The organism is Enterobacter sp. JBIWA003, assembly GCF_019968825.1.
Taxonomy (GTDB): domain Bacteria; phylum Pseudomonadota; class Gammaproteobacteria; order Enterobacterales; family Enterobacteriaceae; genus Enterobacter; species Enterobacter quasiroggenkampii.
Genome location: NZ_CP074170.1, coordinates 3,272,943 through 3,289,363, shown reverse-complemented (window position 1 = coordinate 3,289,363; position 16,421 = coordinate 3,272,943). Strand labels below are relative to the sequence as shown.

16 protein-coding genes and 1 riboswitch are annotated in these 16,421 nt (G+C 51.8%); of the genes, 5 read left to right on the top strand and 11 right to left on the bottom strand.

Annotated elements, in window-relative coordinates; translation table 11 throughout:
- Positions 1 to 14: 14 nt before the first annotated feature.
- Together KGP25_RS15810 and KGP25_RS15805 are read right to left on the bottom strand one after the other, a co-directional pair.
- Positions 15 to 1,391, bottom strand: a complete 1,377-nt coding sequence (locus KGP25_RS15810) for a diaminobutyrate--2-oxoglutarate transaminase (protein WP_223539265.1) — start codon at positions 1,389 to 1,391, stop codon at positions 15 to 17.
- Between the two features lie 333 nt (positions 1,392 to 1,724).
- Positions 1,725 to 2,732 (bottom strand): LacI family DNA-binding transcriptional regulator, encoded by a 1,008-nt coding sequence (locus tag KGP25_RS15805; protein ID WP_223539264.1) that lies wholly within the window; start codon positions 2,730 to 2,732, stop codon positions 1,725 to 1,727.
- 238 nt (positions 2,733 to 2,970) lie between these two features.
- Between KGP25_RS15805 and KGP25_RS15800 the strand changes: the two genes are divergently transcribed.
- Positions 2,971 to 4,212, top strand: coding sequence for an MFS transporter (locus tag KGP25_RS15800; RefSeq protein WP_045908650.1), 1,242 nt, complete (start codon positions 2,971 to 2,973; stop codon positions 4,210 to 4,212).
- 15 nt (positions 4,213 to 4,227) lie between these two features.
- Positions 4,228 to 5,661 (top strand): glycoside hydrolase family 32 protein, encoded by a 1,434-nt coding sequence (locus tag KGP25_RS15795; protein WP_223539263.1) that lies wholly within the window; start codon positions 4,228 to 4,230, stop codon positions 5,659 to 5,661.
- A gap of 75 nt (positions 5,662 to 5,736) precedes the next feature.
- On the opposite strand, the gene KGP25_RS15790 is transcribed toward KGP25_RS15795, so the two are convergent.
- The 6 genes from KGP25_RS15790 to KGP25_RS15765 form a co-directional block, all read right to left on the bottom strand.
- Complete coding sequence (locus KGP25_RS15790) at positions 5,737 to 5,988, bottom strand: hypothetical protein (RefSeq protein ID WP_223539262.1); 252 nt, start codon at positions 5,986 to 5,988, stop codon at positions 5,737 to 5,739.
- Positions 5,989 to 6,219: 231 nt separating this feature from the next.
- Positions 6,220 to 6,573 carry a hypothetical protein gene (locus KGP25_RS15785; RefSeq protein ID WP_223539261.1) on the bottom strand — a complete coding sequence of 118 codons (354 nt, stop codon included), beginning with the start codon at positions 6,571 to 6,573 and terminating at the stop codon, positions 6,220 to 6,222.
- 602 nt (positions 6,574 to 7,175) lie between these two features.
- Positions 7,176 to 8,291 (bottom strand): YadA C-terminal domain-containing protein, encoded by a 1,116-nt coding sequence (locus KGP25_RS15780; protein ID WP_223539260.1) that lies wholly within the window; start codon positions 8,289 to 8,291, stop codon positions 7,176 to 7,178.
- 594 nt (positions 8,292 to 8,885) lie between these two features.
- Positions 8,886 to 9,371: a type VI secretion system tube protein TssD gene (tssD, locus tag KGP25_RS15775; protein WP_045908646.1), complete on the bottom strand. Its 486-nt coding sequence runs from the start codon at positions 9,369 to 9,371 to the stop codon at positions 8,886 to 8,888.
- Between the two features lie 18 nt (positions 9,372 to 9,389).
- Positions 9,390 to 9,716 (bottom strand): DUF1493 family protein, encoded by a 327-nt coding sequence (locus tag KGP25_RS15770; protein WP_223539259.1) that lies wholly within the window; start codon positions 9,714 to 9,716, stop codon positions 9,390 to 9,392.
- Positions 9,710 to 10,174, bottom strand: a complete 465-nt coding sequence (locus KGP25_RS15765; RefSeq protein WP_223539258.1) for an STM2901 family protein — start codon at positions 10,172 to 10,174, stop codon at positions 9,710 to 9,712. Before KGP25_RS15765 ends, KGP25_RS15770 begins: the two co-directional genes overlap by 7 nt.
- Positions 10,175 to 10,517: 343 nt before the next feature.
- Positions 10,518 to 10,614: riboswitch (TPP riboswitch) on the top strand.
- Positions 10,615 to 10,649: 35 nt separating this feature from the next.
- Here KGP25_RS15765 and thiM point away from each other — a divergent pair.
- From thiM to KGP25_RS15750, 3 genes are read left to right on the top strand one after another with little or no spacing between them, the layout of a single operon-like run.
- A complete protein-coding gene (gene thiM / locus KGP25_RS15760) occupies positions 10,650 to 11,420 on the top strand; it encodes a hydroxyethylthiazole kinase (protein WP_223539257.1) in 771 nt (256 codons plus the stop codon).
- Positions 11,417 to 12,217, top strand: coding sequence for a bifunctional hydroxymethylpyrimidine kinase/phosphomethylpyrimidine kinase (thiD, locus tag KGP25_RS15755; protein ID WP_069720625.1), 801 nt, complete (start codon positions 11,417 to 11,419; stop codon positions 12,215 to 12,217). Before thiM ends, thiD begins: the two co-directional genes overlap by 4 nt.
- A gap of 42 nt (positions 12,218 to 12,259) precedes the next feature.
- Complete coding sequence (locus KGP25_RS15750) at positions 12,260 to 13,006, top strand: GntR family transcriptional regulator (protein WP_045908643.1); 747 nt, start codon at positions 12,260 to 12,262, stop codon at positions 13,004 to 13,006.
- Here KGP25_RS15750 and KGP25_RS15745 read toward each other — a convergent pair.
- From KGP25_RS15745 to KGP25_RS15735, 3 genes are read right to left on the bottom strand one after another with little or no spacing between them, the layout of a single operon-like run.
- Complete coding sequence (locus tag KGP25_RS15745; RefSeq protein WP_223539256.1) at positions 12,980 to 13,933, bottom strand: PfkB family carbohydrate kinase; 954 nt, start codon at positions 13,931 to 13,933, stop codon at positions 12,980 to 12,982. The two genes, KGP25_RS15750 and KGP25_RS15745, sit on opposite strands and share 27 nt — an antisense overlap.
- Positions 13,930 to 14,934, bottom strand: coding sequence for an ADP-ribosylglycohydrolase family protein (locus tag KGP25_RS15740; protein WP_223539255.1), 1,005 nt, complete (start codon positions 14,932 to 14,934; stop codon positions 13,930 to 13,932). The genes KGP25_RS15745 and KGP25_RS15740 overlap by 4 nt, the downstream gene beginning before the upstream one ends.
- The gene (locus tag KGP25_RS15735; RefSeq protein WP_045908640.1) at positions 14,931 to 16,208 is read right to left on the bottom strand and encodes a nucleoside permease; all 1,278 of its coding nucleotides are present in this window, start codon (positions 16,206 to 16,208) and stop codon (positions 14,931 to 14,933) included. Before KGP25_RS15735 ends, KGP25_RS15740 begins: the two co-directional genes overlap by 4 nt.
- Between the last annotated feature and the right edge of the window lie 213 nt (positions 16,209 to 16,421).

Below are 16,421 nucleotides of genomic sequence, written 5' to 3'. Positions count from 1 at the left end.
ATCAACAACTCCGGTTACGCCGGGCGAACGCCCGCAGCAAGCAGTGCCTGCTCGAATTTATCCAGGAAGATCTTCAGCTCTTCATCGCTGATCAGCAGAGAAGGCAGCAGACGCAGAACGATACCGTTACGACCACCGCGCTCCAGAATCAGACCGGCTTCGAAGCACTTCTTCTGAATCAGTGCAGACAGGTCGCCGTCGCCCGGGAAGCAGCCCATGTGGTCAGCGGCTTCGTGTGGCTTAACGATCTCAATACCGATCATCATGCCCAGACCGCGCACATGGCCGATGACCGGATAACGTTTCGCCATCTCTTTCAGCTGGCCTTTCAGCCATTCGCCCTGTGCAGCCACTTTGCCTGCGATGTTCTGATCTTTCAGGATTTTCAGCGTCGTCAGACCGGTGGCCATCGCCAGCTGGTTGCCGCGGAAGGTACCGGTGTGGTGACCTGGCGCCCACGCATCGAACTGTTTTTTGATACCGAGCACGGCCAGCGGCAGACCGCCACCCACTGCTTTAGACATCACGATGATGTCTGGCTCAATGCCTGCGTGTTCGAAGGCGAAGAATTTACCGGTACGGGCAAAGCCAGCCTGAACTTCGTCGAGGATCAGCAGAATGCCGTGTTCCTGAGTTACTTTACGGATGCGCTGCAGCCACTCAGCCGGAGCCGGGTTCACGCCGCCTTCGCCCTGAACCGCTTCCAGGATCACCGCAGCAGGCTTACGCACGCCGCTTTCAACGTCGTTGATCAGGTTATCGAAGTAGTAAGTCAGCGCTTTCACGCCCGCTTCACCACCGATACCCAGCGGGCAGCGGTATTCGTGCGGGTAAGGCATGAACTGGACTTCTGGCATCATACCGTCAACCGCTTCTTTCGGAGACAGGTTGCCGGTCACGGACAGTGCGCCGTGGGTCATGCCGTGGTAACCACCAGAGAAGCTGATGATACCGCTACGGCCGGTCACTTTTTTCGCCAGCTTCAGCGCCGCTTCAACGGCGTCAGCACCGGATGGACCGGTGAACTGCAGGCAGTACTCTTTGCCCTGACCAGGCAGCAGAGAGAGCAGGTATTCGGAAAACGCGTCTTTCAGAGGCGTCGTCAGATCCAGAGTATGTAACGGCAAGCCGCTGGTAATGACATTTTGGATGCTTTTCAGCACATCAGGATGGTTATGGCCAAGCGCAAGGGTCCCTGCGCCTGCTAAACAGTCAAGGTATTCTTTATTATCTGCATCGGTGATCCACACGCCTTCTGCTTTAGTGATGGCTAAAGGCAGTTTACGCGGATAACTCCTGACGTTAGATTCAAACTCGGCCTGACGGGCCAGATAGGTTTCGTTGCTTTTGTGGGCATCTACGGTGTCAATACGGACTTTATCCGTCATCATATCACTCCTACAACCGCCGCTTCGTTATGAGCCACGATTGAATAAAAAGTTAAAAAACAGATGGGGGCCTGAAAAAAACGCCGCCAATATAGAGCCTTTTGCCACGGGGCTCAATGGTTAATTTGTTTACTGTTTTGTGACACGGGGCTGTAACGAGGAAATATCCCCATTTTTAAAATGAAAATTGCATTTTATGCCAAATAAAAACAGCGCGTTACAGGCTGTTTACCCGGTGTGTAAAGTCACAGAAAAGAGTGTGACAAATCGTGCCATCGAACGGCATAAAAGGAGGGTGACGCTTCCTGTTTCTGCGTCCTGGGCAAAAAACGGCGGTTACGTTGCATGCGCAACGGAATCACGCGGTAAAAAAGGACTTTCTACGCGCGTGGTTTCCTGATGTTCTTCACCGTTAATAATATGCAGGGCGCTCAGGCGACCAATTTCATAGTGCGGCAGTTGAACCGTCGTGAGAGGCGGCAGGAACAACTCCCCAATGCCCACCATATTGTCATAGCCGATAACGGCGATATCTTCCGGTATGCGAAGCCCTTGCCCCAGTAGCGTCTGATAGACCATAAACGCGATACGATCGTTGCCGCAGATAACCGCGTCGAACCGGGGAATGCCATTCTGCATATGCGCCAGCAATACTGACGGAATGTCACGATAGTGCTCATCACCGAGTGCCATATAGCTGTGCGCCAGGCCGTCCGGATCGAGCCCCGCTTCACGGCATGCACGTTCCAGCCCCTGACGACGTCGGGTTGTGGCCAGATGCCCCTCAGGCAAATGCAGGCAGAGAGGGCGTCGATAACCCTCCGCGAGTAACGCCCGCACGGCGGTATATTGCCCCTGTTCATCATCGGGAATATAGCTGGCGACCTTTTCGCCGTCACTTTCGCAGTTGGCCAGCACGCAGGGAAGAGTGAGTAATTTGGCCGGGAGAGGAACCTGACGTAACCCCATGGTGGTGTAGATAATTCCGTCAGGCCGATGAGAAAGGAGAAGGTCGACAATGGCGTCCGGGTTGTCATCGGTAAACATATTCATCACGAAGCTGTTCCAGCCGTGCATTCTGGCCGTCTCTTCAATCGACAGCGTGATCTCCACCGAGAAAGGCGTCGTCACCGTATCGAGCGCCAGTACGCCTATGGTTTTAGGCGAGGCATGCGCGCCGCGAATTTTCTTGGCGGACAGATCGGGCACGTAGCTGGTTTGCTCGATAGCCCGCTGAACGCGCGCCAGCGTTTCCGGCTTAAGGCGCTCCGGGCTGTTCAGCGCACGGGAGACCGTCATCAGCGATACGTTAGCCAGCTTTGCGACGTCCTTCAGGGAAGCCATTTTCTTACTCCGTTAATGCTCTGTGTGAAAGGGTATACAACTAAGTCGCTGATGTAAAAGGAAGGCTGATGCACAGGCCAGGTCAGGCTTACCTCAGTGATGAATATTTGATCGCGATCTCACTCTCTTAATGTTAACGTTAACTTTCGTGATTAACATCTTAAATTTTTACCAAACAGCATGAGAAAGGATAAATGTTAACGTTACCATTGCGTCATTACTCCAACATGAGAATGTCATGATGAAAACGCATCACTCTCACAGCTACCCTTTATTAAGCGCACTACTCTTTTTCTTTTTTGTCACATGGTCATCTTCCGGCTCGTTGCTCTCTATCTGGCTCCATCAGGAGGTGGGGTTAAAGGCAGGGGATACGGGCGTCATCTATGCCGTGCTGTCCGTCTCCGCGCTGTGCGCGCAAATCTGCTACGGCTTCATTCAGGACAAGCTCGGCCTGCGAAAAAACCTGCTCTGGTTTCTGACCAGCCTGCTCATTCTTTCCGGTCCGGCCTTCCTGCTGTTTGGTTATCTGCTGCAAATTAACGTGTTACTCGGCAGTATTTTCGGCGGGGTTTATATCGGGCTGACGTTTAACGGTGGAATAGGGGTCCTGGAGTCCTATACCGAGCGCGTGGCCCGCCAGAGCCAGTTTGAGTTTGGCAGGGCGAGGATGTGGGGATCGCTGGGCTGGGCGGTGGCAACTTTTTTTGCAGGACTCCTGTTCAACATTAATCCGAAGCTGAACTTCGCGGTAGCGAGCTGCGCCGGGCTGGTGTTTTTTGTGTTGCTGGCACGACTCCGGGTCTCTTCCGCGCCGCACGCCATGCAGGAGGCGGTATCCGGCGGTAAGGTCACGCTGGAGGATGCATTGCGCCTGCTGACGCTGCCGCGCTTCTGGGCGCTGGTATTTTTTGTTATCGGCACCTGTATTTATGGCGTCTATGACCAGCAGTTCCCGGTCTATTTCTCCTCACAGTTCCCGACGCTGCAGGAAGGAAACGCCATGTATGGCTATCTCAACTCCTTCCAGGTCTTCCTGGAGGCGGCGGGCATGTTTTGCGCCCCGTGGCTGGTGAATCGCCTCGGTGCGAAAAACGGCCTGATTTTCGCCGGAATGGTGATGGCGATGCGTATGGTGGCATCGGGTCTGGTTGAGGGGCCGGTATTGATCTCCATTACCAAGCTATTGCACGCGGTTGAGCTGCCCGTTTTGCTGGTCTCCATCTTCAAATACAACAGCCTGCATTTTGATAAGCGACTCTCTTCCACCCTCTATCTGGTGGGCTTTGCCTGTACAAGCTCGGTGATTGCCTCGGTGCTGTCGCCGCTGGCAGGTTACAGCTATGAGAAATACGGCTTTGCCCAGTCCTATCTCATCATGGGGTTACTGGTCTTCAGCACCACGTTTATCTCCATCTTCCTGTTGCGCTCGGGTAAGTCCTCTTCTGACCCGCTCATGCCGCAACCTTCCACCATCTGATCAAAGAGTAGAGAAATGACGTATTCCATTACGAAAGCAGAACAGGAAATTCAGTCCAGACGCGAAGGGCTTAACCTGCGCTGGTATCCCCGTTACCACCTCGCTGCGCGTGCTGGCTGGATGAACGACCCGAATGGCCTGGTCTGGTTTGACGGCTGGTATCACGCCTTTTATCAACATCATCCTTATTCGACCCAGTGGGGTTCGATGCACTGGGGCCATGCGCGCAGCAAAGATTTAGTACACTGGGAGCACCTCCCGGTTGCGCTGGCACCGGAAGGACCAGACGACAAGGACGGCTGTTTTTCTGGCTCAGCCGTGGTGGATGGCGACACGCTGGCGCTGATCTACACCGGCCACAAATTCCACGGCGATCCCGGCGATGAGGCTAATCTCTACCAGGTTCAGTGCCTGGCAACCAGCCGTGACGGCATCCACTTTGTGCGGCACGGGACCGTCATTGACACACCGCCTGGACTGCATCACTTCCGCGATCCGAAAGTATGGCGTGAAGGGGAGTGGTGGTACATGGTCGTTGGCGCGCGCGAGGGTGATACGGGCCAGGTGCGTGCGTACCGGTCTGCGGATCTGCGCGAGTGGCAGGACAGGGGCGTGCTCGCGGTGGCTGAAAAAGAGATGGGCTATATGTGGGAATGCCCGGACTTCTTCACTCTCGGTGGGAAACGCGTGCTGATGTTTTCGCCTCAGGGACTCACCGCAGACGGATTTAAACATCGCAATCTTTTCCAGAGTGGCTATCTGGTAGGTGAATGGCAGCCAGGTCAGCCCTTTGTGCGTGAAGGTGAATTTGTGGAGATGGATTACGGGCATGATTTCTATGCGCCGCAAAGTTTCCTGACACCGGATGGCCGACGCATCGTCATCGGCTGGCTGGACATGTGGGGATCTCCGCTGCCGGAACAGGAGGATGGCTGGGCGGGTATGCTTTCTTTACCGCGCGAGCTGACGCTGAGTGCGGATAACCATCTGCAAATGCGGCCGGCCAGAGAAGTTGAAACCCTGCGCGGGGCGTGGTTTCCCTGGCCGATAAGTACGCTTAATAACCAGCAGATGACGCTGGTGGAACACTGCGATACGATGGAGGTCATTCTGCAATGGGATTGCACGAACAGCAGCGCGGAGCAATACGGCATTCGTCTCGGCGACGGGCTGCGCCTCTATGTTGATGCCCAGATGCAGCGCCTGGTGCTGGAGAGACACTATCCACAGTATGGCCTGTGCGGTTCCCGAAGCGTCGCGCTTAACCTGAACGACGCGCTCAGCCTGCGCCTGTTCTTTGACTGCTCTTCCGTGGAGGTGTTTGTTAACGAGGGGGAAGCGTGCCTCAGCAGCCGTATTTATCCTGATGAAGACGGCCGCGAGCTGGCGTTATTTGCCTGGGCGGGGGGAGCGTCGCTTATTCATGGCGGGGCGTGGCAGTTAGAATAAAAGGGCTTATGGCATTCCTGACTTTTGCATGGAGAAAATCCGGCAAATAAAAAAAGGCGACCGCAGTCGCCTGATTTATTTTATCAAGTCTTCAACCTGATCCGCTACCCACTTAGCCCCATGATATGCGCCATAGCCGATTACACCCACGGCTACAACACCGCCAACCATCCCAAAGCCGAGTCCTAATGCAGCAAGCCCCGACGTGATACCCGCAGCGCTAAGACCTTCTACAGCACCTAAAGAAGCGATAGCAAGTACTGGAGAACCCGCACCCACTATTTTAGCGAACCATTCTTTTACTGCTTCATTTGCATCATCCATCATATAATCCTCAAGAATGATTAAAAAAAACGCCCATCTGTTAAGGGCAGCTTTAGCAATACACTAAAGACTTACAACACGGGTCTCACTTACACTTTGTGTTAACCGTATAACTACATGGCTTGCATTAAGCTATTTCTAATTGGCTGCTATATAGCCCCCTAATGAAAGGGGCTAGTTTTAGATTAATGCACTGTACCAAAAATAGGGCAAACGTAAGGGGTCATCTTAACCTCAATGAGTTAGAACAAAATCAATAACACTCTCACCTTTTAATTTCAGCTTGAGAGTGTAGCCTTGTTTCTTCCATACGCCGTTATTAGGCTTCCAGCCTTTCGAAAGGAGGGTTTCAGCAGCATCAGAGATAGGTTTATCAACCACACTATAAGCATCAGCTTCAAAAGCTATCCGATCTTGTTGGCTCGTAATTGCTTTTTTGTTTTGTGCTTTGGTTTTGTGAATATCGCAACCATGGCCATCAGTTACTTGAGTACATCCAGAGCGCTCTAATTGCTCCCGATAGTGCGCATTAATAGCATGAGCAGGAAGAGATGCAATAACCAGAACTGCTAATAATAGTTTTTTCATAATTCTAAATTCTGCCTTTCGTATATCACTGCAATAATAAGGATATAAGTAGCATTGTAGTAACAATGCATCGCCAAAATAATAGTCCTATCCCAGCCTCCTGTTTAAGAAAAGCATTAGAAGGAACAATCCACCATATACAAACACTCGGTAGGCAGGAACGTGCACAACCCAAATTAATGACTGTTTAGCTGTTATCACAGCTATAAGCTATGTTTAATATGGTACGGTTGTAAGTAATACCTATAAATACGCCAGTAGCTACTAAAGCTAACGAAACTAAAGCAGAGTATATAATTAGTTTAATCATGGCTATCATCACTATTTTACCCTAAGGAACCATTCTGGTAGTTCTTTCTCAGGAAATTAAACCCCTTCACTATAAAAACTATCAATGAATCATGGTGTATATTAGCACTCCTTTATTGTTGGGTTGGCCCTATATTTGATAAACAAACGAGATAAATTTAAAACTGTCAAACACATAGTTAGTTAGGTTAACGGTTTTCAATTCGCCGTAAGATCCTTTAATGCAACAGCTTGTAGAAACACCTTTAAAGGGGGAGGTATATTGAGTACATTCGAAGGACTTTATCGTTTACTTAAAAGCCGATCCCAACGCCAACAGAAGCACCCATGTTATTAGCGGTATCATCTGAGAAACTTACTTTAGCGATGACATTATCATTGAAATTCACGCTTGCGCCTACAGCAAGGGCGCTTTCTCCTTCATACGTGGCTGCGCCAGCGCTAAACATAACTTTCTTATTGACTTGCACTTGAGGCAAGCCAGCCATAGCCATTGCACCACTAATACCAGCGTTAGCCTGTTTTTTGTTGTCGTCAACTTCACTTTTGAGGCTCTTGAATTGGCTGTTAATTTGCTGATTCATTGCATTGATAGCAGAGCGGTTAGCATTGATTGCTGAACGGTTAACCGCTACGTTATTTTTAGTAATCTGATCTACTTCATGCTTAGTGATGATGGTTGTAACACCGTTAGCGCCACTACTCCCATTCAAACCATTTTTACCAGCAGCACCTACAGCCCCGGTAGCACCCATAGCGCCACGTTTACCTGCAATGCTAGACCCGTTCTTACCATCTTTACCATCAACACCATTAATCACTACAACACCCGCAGGAGCGGTTACAGGGGTATTAGTAATCGTTGTAGTAGGGAACGTTTGAACCGCTACCAATGGCGAGTTGACAGGCGTATTTGTCTGTGGGAACTGCTTCAACGGTACATTCATAACCAAATGTTGAGGTGGTATAGCTTGAGGCTGTTTAGTTGGCTGTGGTAACGGCTGAGGAATCAACTGTTGAGGTTGTGGGATCGCCTGTGGTTGTTTTGTTGGTGTAGCCTGTGGTTTAGAGGGTACAGCATACGGCTTAGGCTGAATTGGATTAGGCGCTAAAATTGTATTATTAGTCAGATCCTGAATATCTGCTTTCAGCTTAGGTAAATCGTGCAAATAACGTTGTGTAGCGTCATCTAACGCTTGTGCTTCTGGTGTGCCACTATTGGAACCCTGTGCAGTATAAGCGCGCAGAGCATTGTTATAGTCATTAGCGATGTCAGAAGCCAAAGAACGAGCCAGATTAAGACGGTTGTTATATTGATCAACAGTCAGCGTTGCAGCATGTGCCTTGACCATAATACCAGCGAACAAACAACCAAATACAACTACGGCAGATTTATTGATAGGTTTCATTTGAAAGCTCTCATCATCAATGCAAGAAATAAATTAAAGTAAGGGTGCTATCCTGGCGGAAAGATACAACCTCTTGTTATATCTTGATTAAATTATGGCGTGTTTCGAAATTTAAGTTTGGCAACTTATTTCGTAACGTGCAGCAACTATCTATGAATGTGTAATTATGATTATTGATCTAAATCATAAATCGCATTAATAGCTAATTTAGTTCGTTGTAATAGAAAAGGTATTACCTTTTAAATATCAATGATATAAGTTTTTAGTTGGTTTGATTTTATGATGTGTAAGAAATAAAAACTCATTAATATTTTTTAAGTTTCTTGGCGAGAAAAGATGAAAAATAGGCGAAATAGTTAATGTCAGTTAATGGATCTCTCTCTGTGTTTTATTATTGAATCCTCCTTATGTTTTGAATGAAAGCAATGCTGAGCCTAACAGTAATCCTGCAGTTTTTTGCTAAAAATATTGTTGTTGAAAACTCAAGCGAAATGTATCTGGATATAAATTTATATGACTTAGTAACAGAATTGTTATACAAAATGGAGAGTCTGAAGGAGGGGCAGGATAGCCCCATGTTTAAAGCTTTTTTTGCTATGCTTGTTTCTTTTCGTTCCACGCATCGGAATGCAAGATATTGCCATCTTTATAAAGGTGAGTGATTTTCTCGTAGGCTAAAGAAATATCTTCCATATGGCCTGTACCCGTAGCCGTTCGGGTATCGTGCATCACAGGGCTAAAGCTAACTACTTTCACACGTTCTAATGTAATGGTGTAGTAAATTTCCTCTTGCCCGCTGTAGTTGATACGGTAGAAATTAAACTCAGCGCTTTTAAGAGTCTGCCCCGTTGCAACAGCTTTAAACAGATAGGGTGATGAACTGTCAATCTCTTTAGTGAAATTGAATGAGCAATGTTGTCGGCTTCCTGTCACTTTACCTGTTAAATTATCTGTAGGAATGATCACGCTATGCTGTAAGCTACGTAGTTCTATGCTTCCATCACGTCCATGAACGTCACAAGATCCCATGATCTGAGATCCACCATCATCTTTTAAAATCAAATGTACTGGTACAGCCATTTTTAACGCTCCTTGCTGTTAATCATATAACCAGCGCTTTGCTTTTGCTGATTCAATTAACATCCCTATTGTGAAATGAGGAACAGGGATAGATTCTTTTTTCCTAAAAGGATTAAATGATATCGGTGTATCAGGATAATAAGTTTTAATACAAAATTTTCCACGATCAACATGGAATTGAGCAAAGAATTTTTCTAATAACTCTTCTGCTTCATATTCATCAAAATTTAGATCGGTATCTAAATCCGTTTCAGGTGTTAATTCCTTATGTTTATTTTTTAAAATATAAACACCATCATGTTTACGTACTAAATCATAAATTTTTGATTCAAGATCATCTACCATAATTTATCATCACCTCTAGCAATCGTATTATATTCTCGAATTGTGTTATAACTAATTTGAGATGCATCCGAAGCGAAAATAATCCATCCTAAAACTGGTATGGCTCTTCCTGTAAAAGCGGCAATATTCGCTACGGATCTAATTCTTATCGTTGAAGGAGGATAACCACCAATCACAGAAGGGAGTTTAATTCCAAATGGAAACTTTGCTTTTTTGAATACCTTACGTGCTGCTTTAGAAGCGTAAGAGGTTCCCTTTTCTGCACCTGTAGGTTTTGCCATTGTGGGAAGAGAATTACGCCCAGATACAATAGCTACGACTGCAGTGAAGTCAGCAACACCTAGCCCTAGTTGCTCTACAACCTTTTCACAGAAAATCATGAAAAACAGTTCAGACGCAGTAAGATTAGATTTCCCTGCATAGAAATATGTTCCATTTAATTCTTCTACTGTATCCATCAGTAACCCTTTAGTTTCAGGCAACATGTTTATTAATCGTACTGCGTGCAAGTACAAAGGGGAAGCTGTTTTTATGAAAAAGCACTTAAATCAAAGTGCTGTTGGCTAAATAATTCATTAGCTACTGCTCAATACCATCTCTTACAATGTTAATTATTTTCTTTTCTGTGAAGGACCTTTTAGTTGTTTAACTAAAAAGACAGTGAGTAATAGAATGTCGTTGTTCTTTCTGAGCACTCGAAGTCTTTCGCTCCTGCCTTGCGTGAAGAATCATTATCCGAAAGAGTGGGCTTGCTTGAGCAAGCAACTTCCCCTAATCTGGCAAAAAGTAAGCTAATGCTTACCAAATGACTCGGGGTGCCCTTCTTTGTGAAGGCTGAGAAATACCCGTATTACCTGATCTGGATAATGCCAGCGTAGGGAAGTCAGATGCCTTCCCGGTCATCGCTTCTTCACGCAAGGCAGGAGCGAACCCATGCAGCCTGACCTGCTCGATTTACACGTTTTACATCACTTTCGCACCCGTTCTCCGCTGACCCATTGTATGACCAATGACGTCGTACAGACCTTTACGGCCAACGTTTTGCTGGCGCTTGGCGCATCCCCGGCGATGGTGATCGAGGCCGAAGAGGCCGAGCAGTTTGCCGCGATAGCCGATGCGCTGCTGGTTAACGTTGGCACGCTGACCGCGCCGCGCGCCCAGTCGATGCGTCGGGCAATTGAAAGCGCGATGGCGGCAGGCAAGCCCTGGACGCTGGACCCGGTTGCCGTGGGCGCCCTGGCGTTCCGCACTCGTTTTTGCCATCAAATTCTTGCCCTGAAACCGGCGGCCATTCGCGGCAATGCCTCTGAAATCCTTGCTCTTGCCGGGATGAGCGCCGGCGGGCGCGGCGTCGATACGACCGATACCGCCGCCAGCGCGGTGCCTGCAGCCCAGGCGCTGGCCCGGCAGATCAATACGATTGTGGTAATCACCGGCGAGGTGGACTACATCACGGACGGGCAACGTACCCGAACGGTTACCGGCGGTGACCAGCTGATGACGCGCGTGGTGGGCACCGGATGCGCGCTTTCTGCCGTTGTGGCGGCGAGCTGTTCGCTGCCGGGTGACCGGCTGGATAACATCGCTGCCGCCTGCGGATGGATGAAACGAGCCGGAACGGTCGCCGTTTCGCAGTCGCGTGGCCCGGGCAGTTTTGCCAGCGCGTTCCTGGATGCGCTCTACACGCTGGAGGAGCAGGCATGAAGCGAATTAACGCCCTGACCATTGCCGGCACCGATCCCAGCGGCGGCGCGGGTATCCAGGCTGACCTGAAAACTTTCTCAGCCCTTGGCGCGTACGGCTGCTCGGTCATCACCGCGCTGGTGGCGCAAAACACGCGCGGCGTGCAGTCGGTCTACCGTATCGAGCCGGATTTTGTTGCCGCACAGCTGGATTCGGTTTTCAGCGACGTGCGCATCGATACCACCAAAATCGGCATGCTGGCCGAAACGGATATCGTTGAAGCGGTGGCCGAGCGGCTTAAACGCTATCAGGTGCAAAACGTAGTGCTGGATACGGTGATGCTGGCGAAAAGCGGCGATCCGCTGCTCTCCGCCTCTGCCGTGGAGACGCTACGCAAAAAGCTGCTGCCACAGGTAGCACTCATCACGCCCAACCTGCCGGAAGCCGCCGCGCTGTTGGGCACATCGCACGCGCAAACGGAACGCGAGATGAAAGCGCAGGGGAACGCGCTGCTGGCGATGGGCTGCGGGGCGGTGCTGATGAAGGGTGGGCATCTGGATGACGCGGAAAGCCCGGACTGGCTCTTCACCCGCGACGGCGAAGTGCGTTTTACCGCGCCGCGCGTGCAGACCAAAAATACCCACGGCACGGGCTGTACGCTCTCGGCCGCGCTGGCGGCGCTGCGTCCCCGGCATGAAGGCTGGGTCGACACGGTGCGCGAAGCGAAAGCCTGGCTCTCGGCGGCGCTGGCAAAAGCCGATACTCTGGAAGTCGGTCACGGTATTGGGCCGGTACACCATTTTCATGCATGGTGGTAAGCCAGTATACTGGCAGGAAACACCACGCCTGAGAAAACAGAGATGGAACAAGCGCATACCCGGTTAATCGCTCAACTGAATGAACGGATCGCCGCGCCCGATAACACGCCGCTGTACCTGAAGTTTGCCGAAACGGTAAAAAATGCGGTGCGCAGCGGGGTGCTGGAGCACGGGAATATTTTGCCCGGCGAGCGCGATCTGAGCCAGTTGACCGGGGTGTCGCGCATTACCGTGCGTAAAGCGATGCAGGCGCTGGAGGAAGAGGGCGTGGTGACGCGCGCCCGAGGCTACGGGACGCAAATCAACAATATCTTCGAATATTCGCTGAAAGAGGCGCGCGGCTTCTCACAGCAGGTGGTGCTGCGCGGCCAAACGCCAAATACGCTCTGGGTTAACAAGCGGGTGGTGAAATGCCCGGAAGAGGTGGCGAACCACCTGTCGATCTCCCCGGACAGCGAGGTCTTTTTGCTCAAGCGCATTCGCTATGTGGATGACGATGCGGTGTCCATTGAAGAGTCCTGGGTCCCGGTCGGGTTAATTCCCGACCCGGATGCGATTGGCATTTCGCTCTACGACTACTTCCGCAGCCAGAATATCTTCCCGCAGCGCACCCGCTCAAGGGTGAGCGCCCGCATGCCGGACAGCGAGTTTCAGGCGCACATTAAGATGGATGAAAAAATACCGGTGCTGGTGATCAAGCAGGTCGCGCTTGACCAGCAGCACCGGCCGATTGAGTACAGCATCAGCTACTGTCGCAGCGACCTATACGTCTTTGTGTGCGAGGAGTAATTCCTCGCGAGTCGGTGCGCAATCGCCGCCGCGTTGGCTGACCACCCGGGACGCCACGGCATTCCCTAGCAGAACCGCGTCTGCCAGTGACCATCCTCCCGCCAGTCCGGCAAGCGTGCCGCCCGCGTGGCTGTCGCCTGCGCCAATGGTGTCCACGACCGTCGCCGGGAACGCCGGAACAACGCCCGAGCTCCCGGCGTCATACCAGGCCGCACCGTCTTTATCGTGGCGCACAATCAGGGCGGCCCGGAAACGCTGCTGCCACTCCGTACCCAGGTTTTCAGCCACGACACCCAGCCGCCCGGCTGCGATCTCCGCTTCCTGACGATTAAGGGACACGATTGGCCTGCAGGCCATAATCCGCGTCATCAGCGCGTCGGGGATATCCGCAATACGGGGGCCGAAATCGATGAATGCCGTCACCTCCTGCAACCCCTCCAGCCAGCGTGTCAGCAGTTCACCGCACGGCGAGGCCAACTGATAGCCGGACAAATACACCAGGCTGTTTTGCGCGACGTGAAGCGCATCCAGCCAGCGTTGCTGCCACTGGTTCTCCACGCCGCTAAAGGACATAAAGGTGCGTTCGCCGTCAGGCTCAACCAGCGCCAGGCACCAGCCGTTATCGCCCGTATCGGCCTCCACGGCGCTGTGCAGATCCTGCTTCGCCATGGCGTTGCGGATAATATCCGCCCACACGCCGTGCCCGACGGGCAGAGCGTTTTGCGCCGTAATGCCGAGCCGCTTCAGGGCAATGGCGATATTCAGCGCGCAGCCGCCAATATTCACGCCCTGCTGCTTAAGTTCGATATCGCACCCGCGCCAGGGCAGGGCGTAGGCGTCGGCGATGACGTCAATCACCGCTGCGCCCAGCACCGTCACCGGGCGCGTGGCGTGCAGATTTTCGAGACGTTGGGCAAATGCATTCATACGCCCTCCCTTTGCTCCCTGAAGTGCAGCAGTTTCTCGCAATAATGGCCGAAGTTGAGCTGGTTGACGGCATCGAGTTCGGCTTTGAGCGCCGGGTCAATCGCCTGCACACCGTGGAGCGCACCGCAGATGGCCGTCGCCATGGCGCCAATGGTGTCCGTATCACCGCCCAGATTGGCACATAAAATGGCGCAGCGGTTCGGGTCGGTTCCCGCCAGTTCCACCATCGCAATGGCCGCCGGAACGGACTCGATTGTGCTGGTGCCCGCGCCAATCAGCTGATAAACCTGCTCGCTGGCGGAGTCAATACCGTTGGCTTCCCGCACGGTCTTAACCGCCAGCTCAATACGCGCCGCCAGCGACGCGCTGAAGGTGGTGGTTTTCATCTCCTGCGCATAGCGGGCGATCCCCGGCAGGGCATCAACGATGTTCTGCCAGCTTTCGCCGTCGATGGCGCGGGAAACCGCCCAGGCAATCACCACCGCGCCGGCAATGGCGAGGTCCGATTTATGGGTCGGGCTGGAGGCCAGCGCCACCTGTTCAACAAAGTGTTCCAGCCGCGTCGCCGGGAGCAGGCAGCCCAGCGGGGAGGCGCGCATCGCCGCCCCGTTCGTCACGCCGTTGTTTTCCAGTTCGCTGACCGGTTTCCCGTCACGAATCGCATTAAGCGCGATTTTTGAGGTCGGGCCGAGCACATTCTTGTTGAACGCGTCGAAATCGAGCGCCCAGTTCAGGATATGCTTGCCGATAACATCCGCATTAATCTCCCCGTCGCACTCAATGATCGCATCGGCGAGGCACAGCGCCATCGAGGTATCGTCGGTGAACTCTGCCTGCCTGAAATAGCAGGCCGCGTTATTTTCTGCCGGGCCGGGTAAAAAGCGGTCGATCCAGCCAAAGTGGGCCTTGACGCGCTTTCTCGGCCACAGCTCCGACGGCATGCCCATCGCATCCCCTAACGCCTGCCCGTAAAGGGCACCGAGAACACGTTCTTGTTTCATTTAACTTCCCCTTGTGTCAGCGCGGTATCGCCATCAACCACCTCAATAGCAGTGATCTCTTTGTCCGATTCGCGGAAAAACAGCATAAACAGCACCGCAATCACGGCAATCATGATTGCACCAAATGCCCACATTCCGGCCCAGTTGAAGGTCAGCCCATTCACCGGCTCTTTATATGCGAACATTTTTTCCATCATCACGCCGCCCAGGCGGTAACCCAGCAGGCTACCAAAGCCCTGGCAGCACAGCGTAATCAGGCCTTGCGCGGCGGTACGCATGTGCACCGGCGCTTTTTTATCCACGTAGATGTACGCGGTAACGTAGTAGAAGTCGTAGCTCACGCCGTGCAGCAGAATGCCGAGGAACAGCAGGGCGTAGGTGAAGTACTGTTCCGCACCGCCGTAAACGAAGAACCCGTAGCGGATGGCGGCCGTGATCAGACCCAGCAGTAAGACCTTCTTAATACCAAAGCGTTTGGTAAAGAACGGCAGCGCCAGCATAAAGAAGATTTCAGAGAACTGGCCGAGCGTCATCCAGCCGGTGGCGTTTTTCATTCCCACTTCGGTGAGATAGCCGTTGGCGAAGATGTAATAGAAGGCCAGTGGCATGGCGAACAGAAACGAGCAGAAGAAGAACACGAGGAAGTTTTTGTCGCGCAGCAGGATCAGCGCGTCCAGCCCCAGCATTACTTTGAAGTCCAGCTTGCCGGTACTTTTCGGCGGCGTGTTCGGCAGGAAGAGGGCAAACACGCCGAGCAGGGCGGAGCTGGCTGCCGTCATCAGCAGAGGAATATTGGTATCGGAAATATCGCTATAGCCCAGCATCTGCGGCAGGAAGCCGCACGCCAGCCCGGAGGCGATCCAGCCGATAGTGCCCATTACGCGGATACGCGGGAAATCGGCCTCGACGTCATCCACGTTCGCGAAGGCAATACTGTTGGTCAGCGCGATGGTGGGCATATAGGTCAGGGAGTAAACCAGCAGCAGCGGGAAGAAGGTGCTGAACTGGGTTTGTTGTGCGGCGAAGTACATCAAAATCGCGCCGGCAAACATCAGCACCGCCAGTACTTTCTGCGCGGCGAAGAAGCGGTCCGTCAGCGATCCGACCAGAATTGGGGAGAGGATTGCGGCAATGGCGGTACAGGCATAAGACCAGCCGATTTCCCCGGCGGTAAAACCGCTTTTGCTCAGCCACAGCCACAGCGGCACAAACCACGCGCCCCAGATAAACCATTCAACAAACATCATGAATGACAGTTGGACTTTCGTTTTCATTTTTTAATCCTGCATGTCAGAGAGGGTACGCCTTTAACATACCATTCTATAATACCTTTTAAATACCTTTGTGGTGATTGTTTGATCAATGTAACAGTTTTGTTGTACACGAATCGAGCCAGCAGATTGTGCTGAAAAAAAATGCAAAAGGTGGAAAATCTGTTAAGTCGGTACCAGGCTTAGTCTGCCCATAAATAATGGGACTGGATAAAC

Excerpts from the sequence above, each read along its gene's own strand:
- KGP25_RS15750 (WP_045908643.1), top strand. The coding sequence starts at position 12,260 with ATGGAACAAGCGCATACCCGGTTAATCGCTCAACTGAATGAACGGATC.
- thiD (WP_069720625.1), top strand. The coding sequence starts at position 11,417 with ATGAAGCGAATTAACGCCCTGACCATTGCCGGCACCGATCCCAGCGGC.
- KGP25_RS15735 (WP_045908640.1), bottom strand. The coding sequence starts at position 16,208 with ATGAAAACGAAAGTCCAACTGTCATTCATGATGTTTGTTGAATGGTTT.
- KGP25_RS15780 (WP_223539260.1), bottom strand. The coding sequence starts at position 8,291 with ATGAAACCTATCAATAAATCTGCCGTAGTTGTATTTGGTTGTTTGTTC.
- KGP25_RS15790 (WP_223539262.1), bottom strand. The coding sequence starts at position 5,988 with ATGATGGATGATGCAAATGAAGCAGTAAAAGAATGGTTCGCTAAAATA.
- KGP25_RS15805 (WP_223539264.1), bottom strand. The coding sequence starts at position 2,732 with ATGGCTTCCCTGAAGGACGTCGCAAAGCTGGCTAACGTATCGCTGATG.
- KGP25_RS15765 (WP_223539258.1), bottom strand. The coding sequence starts at position 10,174 with ATGGATACAGTAGAAGAATTAAATGGAACATATTTCTATGCAGGGAAA.
- KGP25_RS15810 (WP_223539265.1), bottom strand. The coding sequence starts at position 1,391 with ATGATGACGGATAAAGTCCGTATTGACACCGTAGATGCCCACAAAAGC.
- KGP25_RS15745 (WP_223539256.1), bottom strand. The coding sequence starts at position 13,933 with ATGAATGCATTTGCCCAACGTCTCGAAAATCTGCACGCCACGCGCCCG.
- thiM (WP_223539257.1), top strand. The coding sequence starts at position 10,650 with ATGCAGCCTGACCTGCTCGATTTACACGTTTTACATCACTTTCGCACC.
- KGP25_RS15770 (WP_223539259.1), bottom strand. The coding sequence starts at position 9,716 with ATGGTAGATGATCTTGAATCAAAAATTTATGATTTAGTACGTAAACAT.
- KGP25_RS15785 (WP_223539261.1), bottom strand. The coding sequence starts at position 6,573 with ATGAAAAAACTATTATTAGCAGTTCTGGTTATTGCATCTCTTCCTGCT.
- KGP25_RS15740 (WP_223539255.1), bottom strand. The coding sequence starts at position 14,934 with ATGAAACAAGAACGTGTTCTCGGTGCCCTTTACGGGCAGGCGTTAGGG.
- KGP25_RS15795 (WP_223539263.1), top strand. The coding sequence starts at position 4,228 with ATGACGTATTCCATTACGAAAGCAGAACAGGAAATTCAGTCCAGACGC.
- tssD (WP_045908646.1), bottom strand. The coding sequence starts at position 9,371 with ATGGCTGTACCAGTACATTTGATTTTAAAAGATGATGGTGGATCTCAG.
- KGP25_RS15800 (WP_045908650.1), top strand. The coding sequence starts at position 2,971 with ATGATGAAAACGCATCACTCTCACAGCTACCCTTTATTAAGCGCACTA.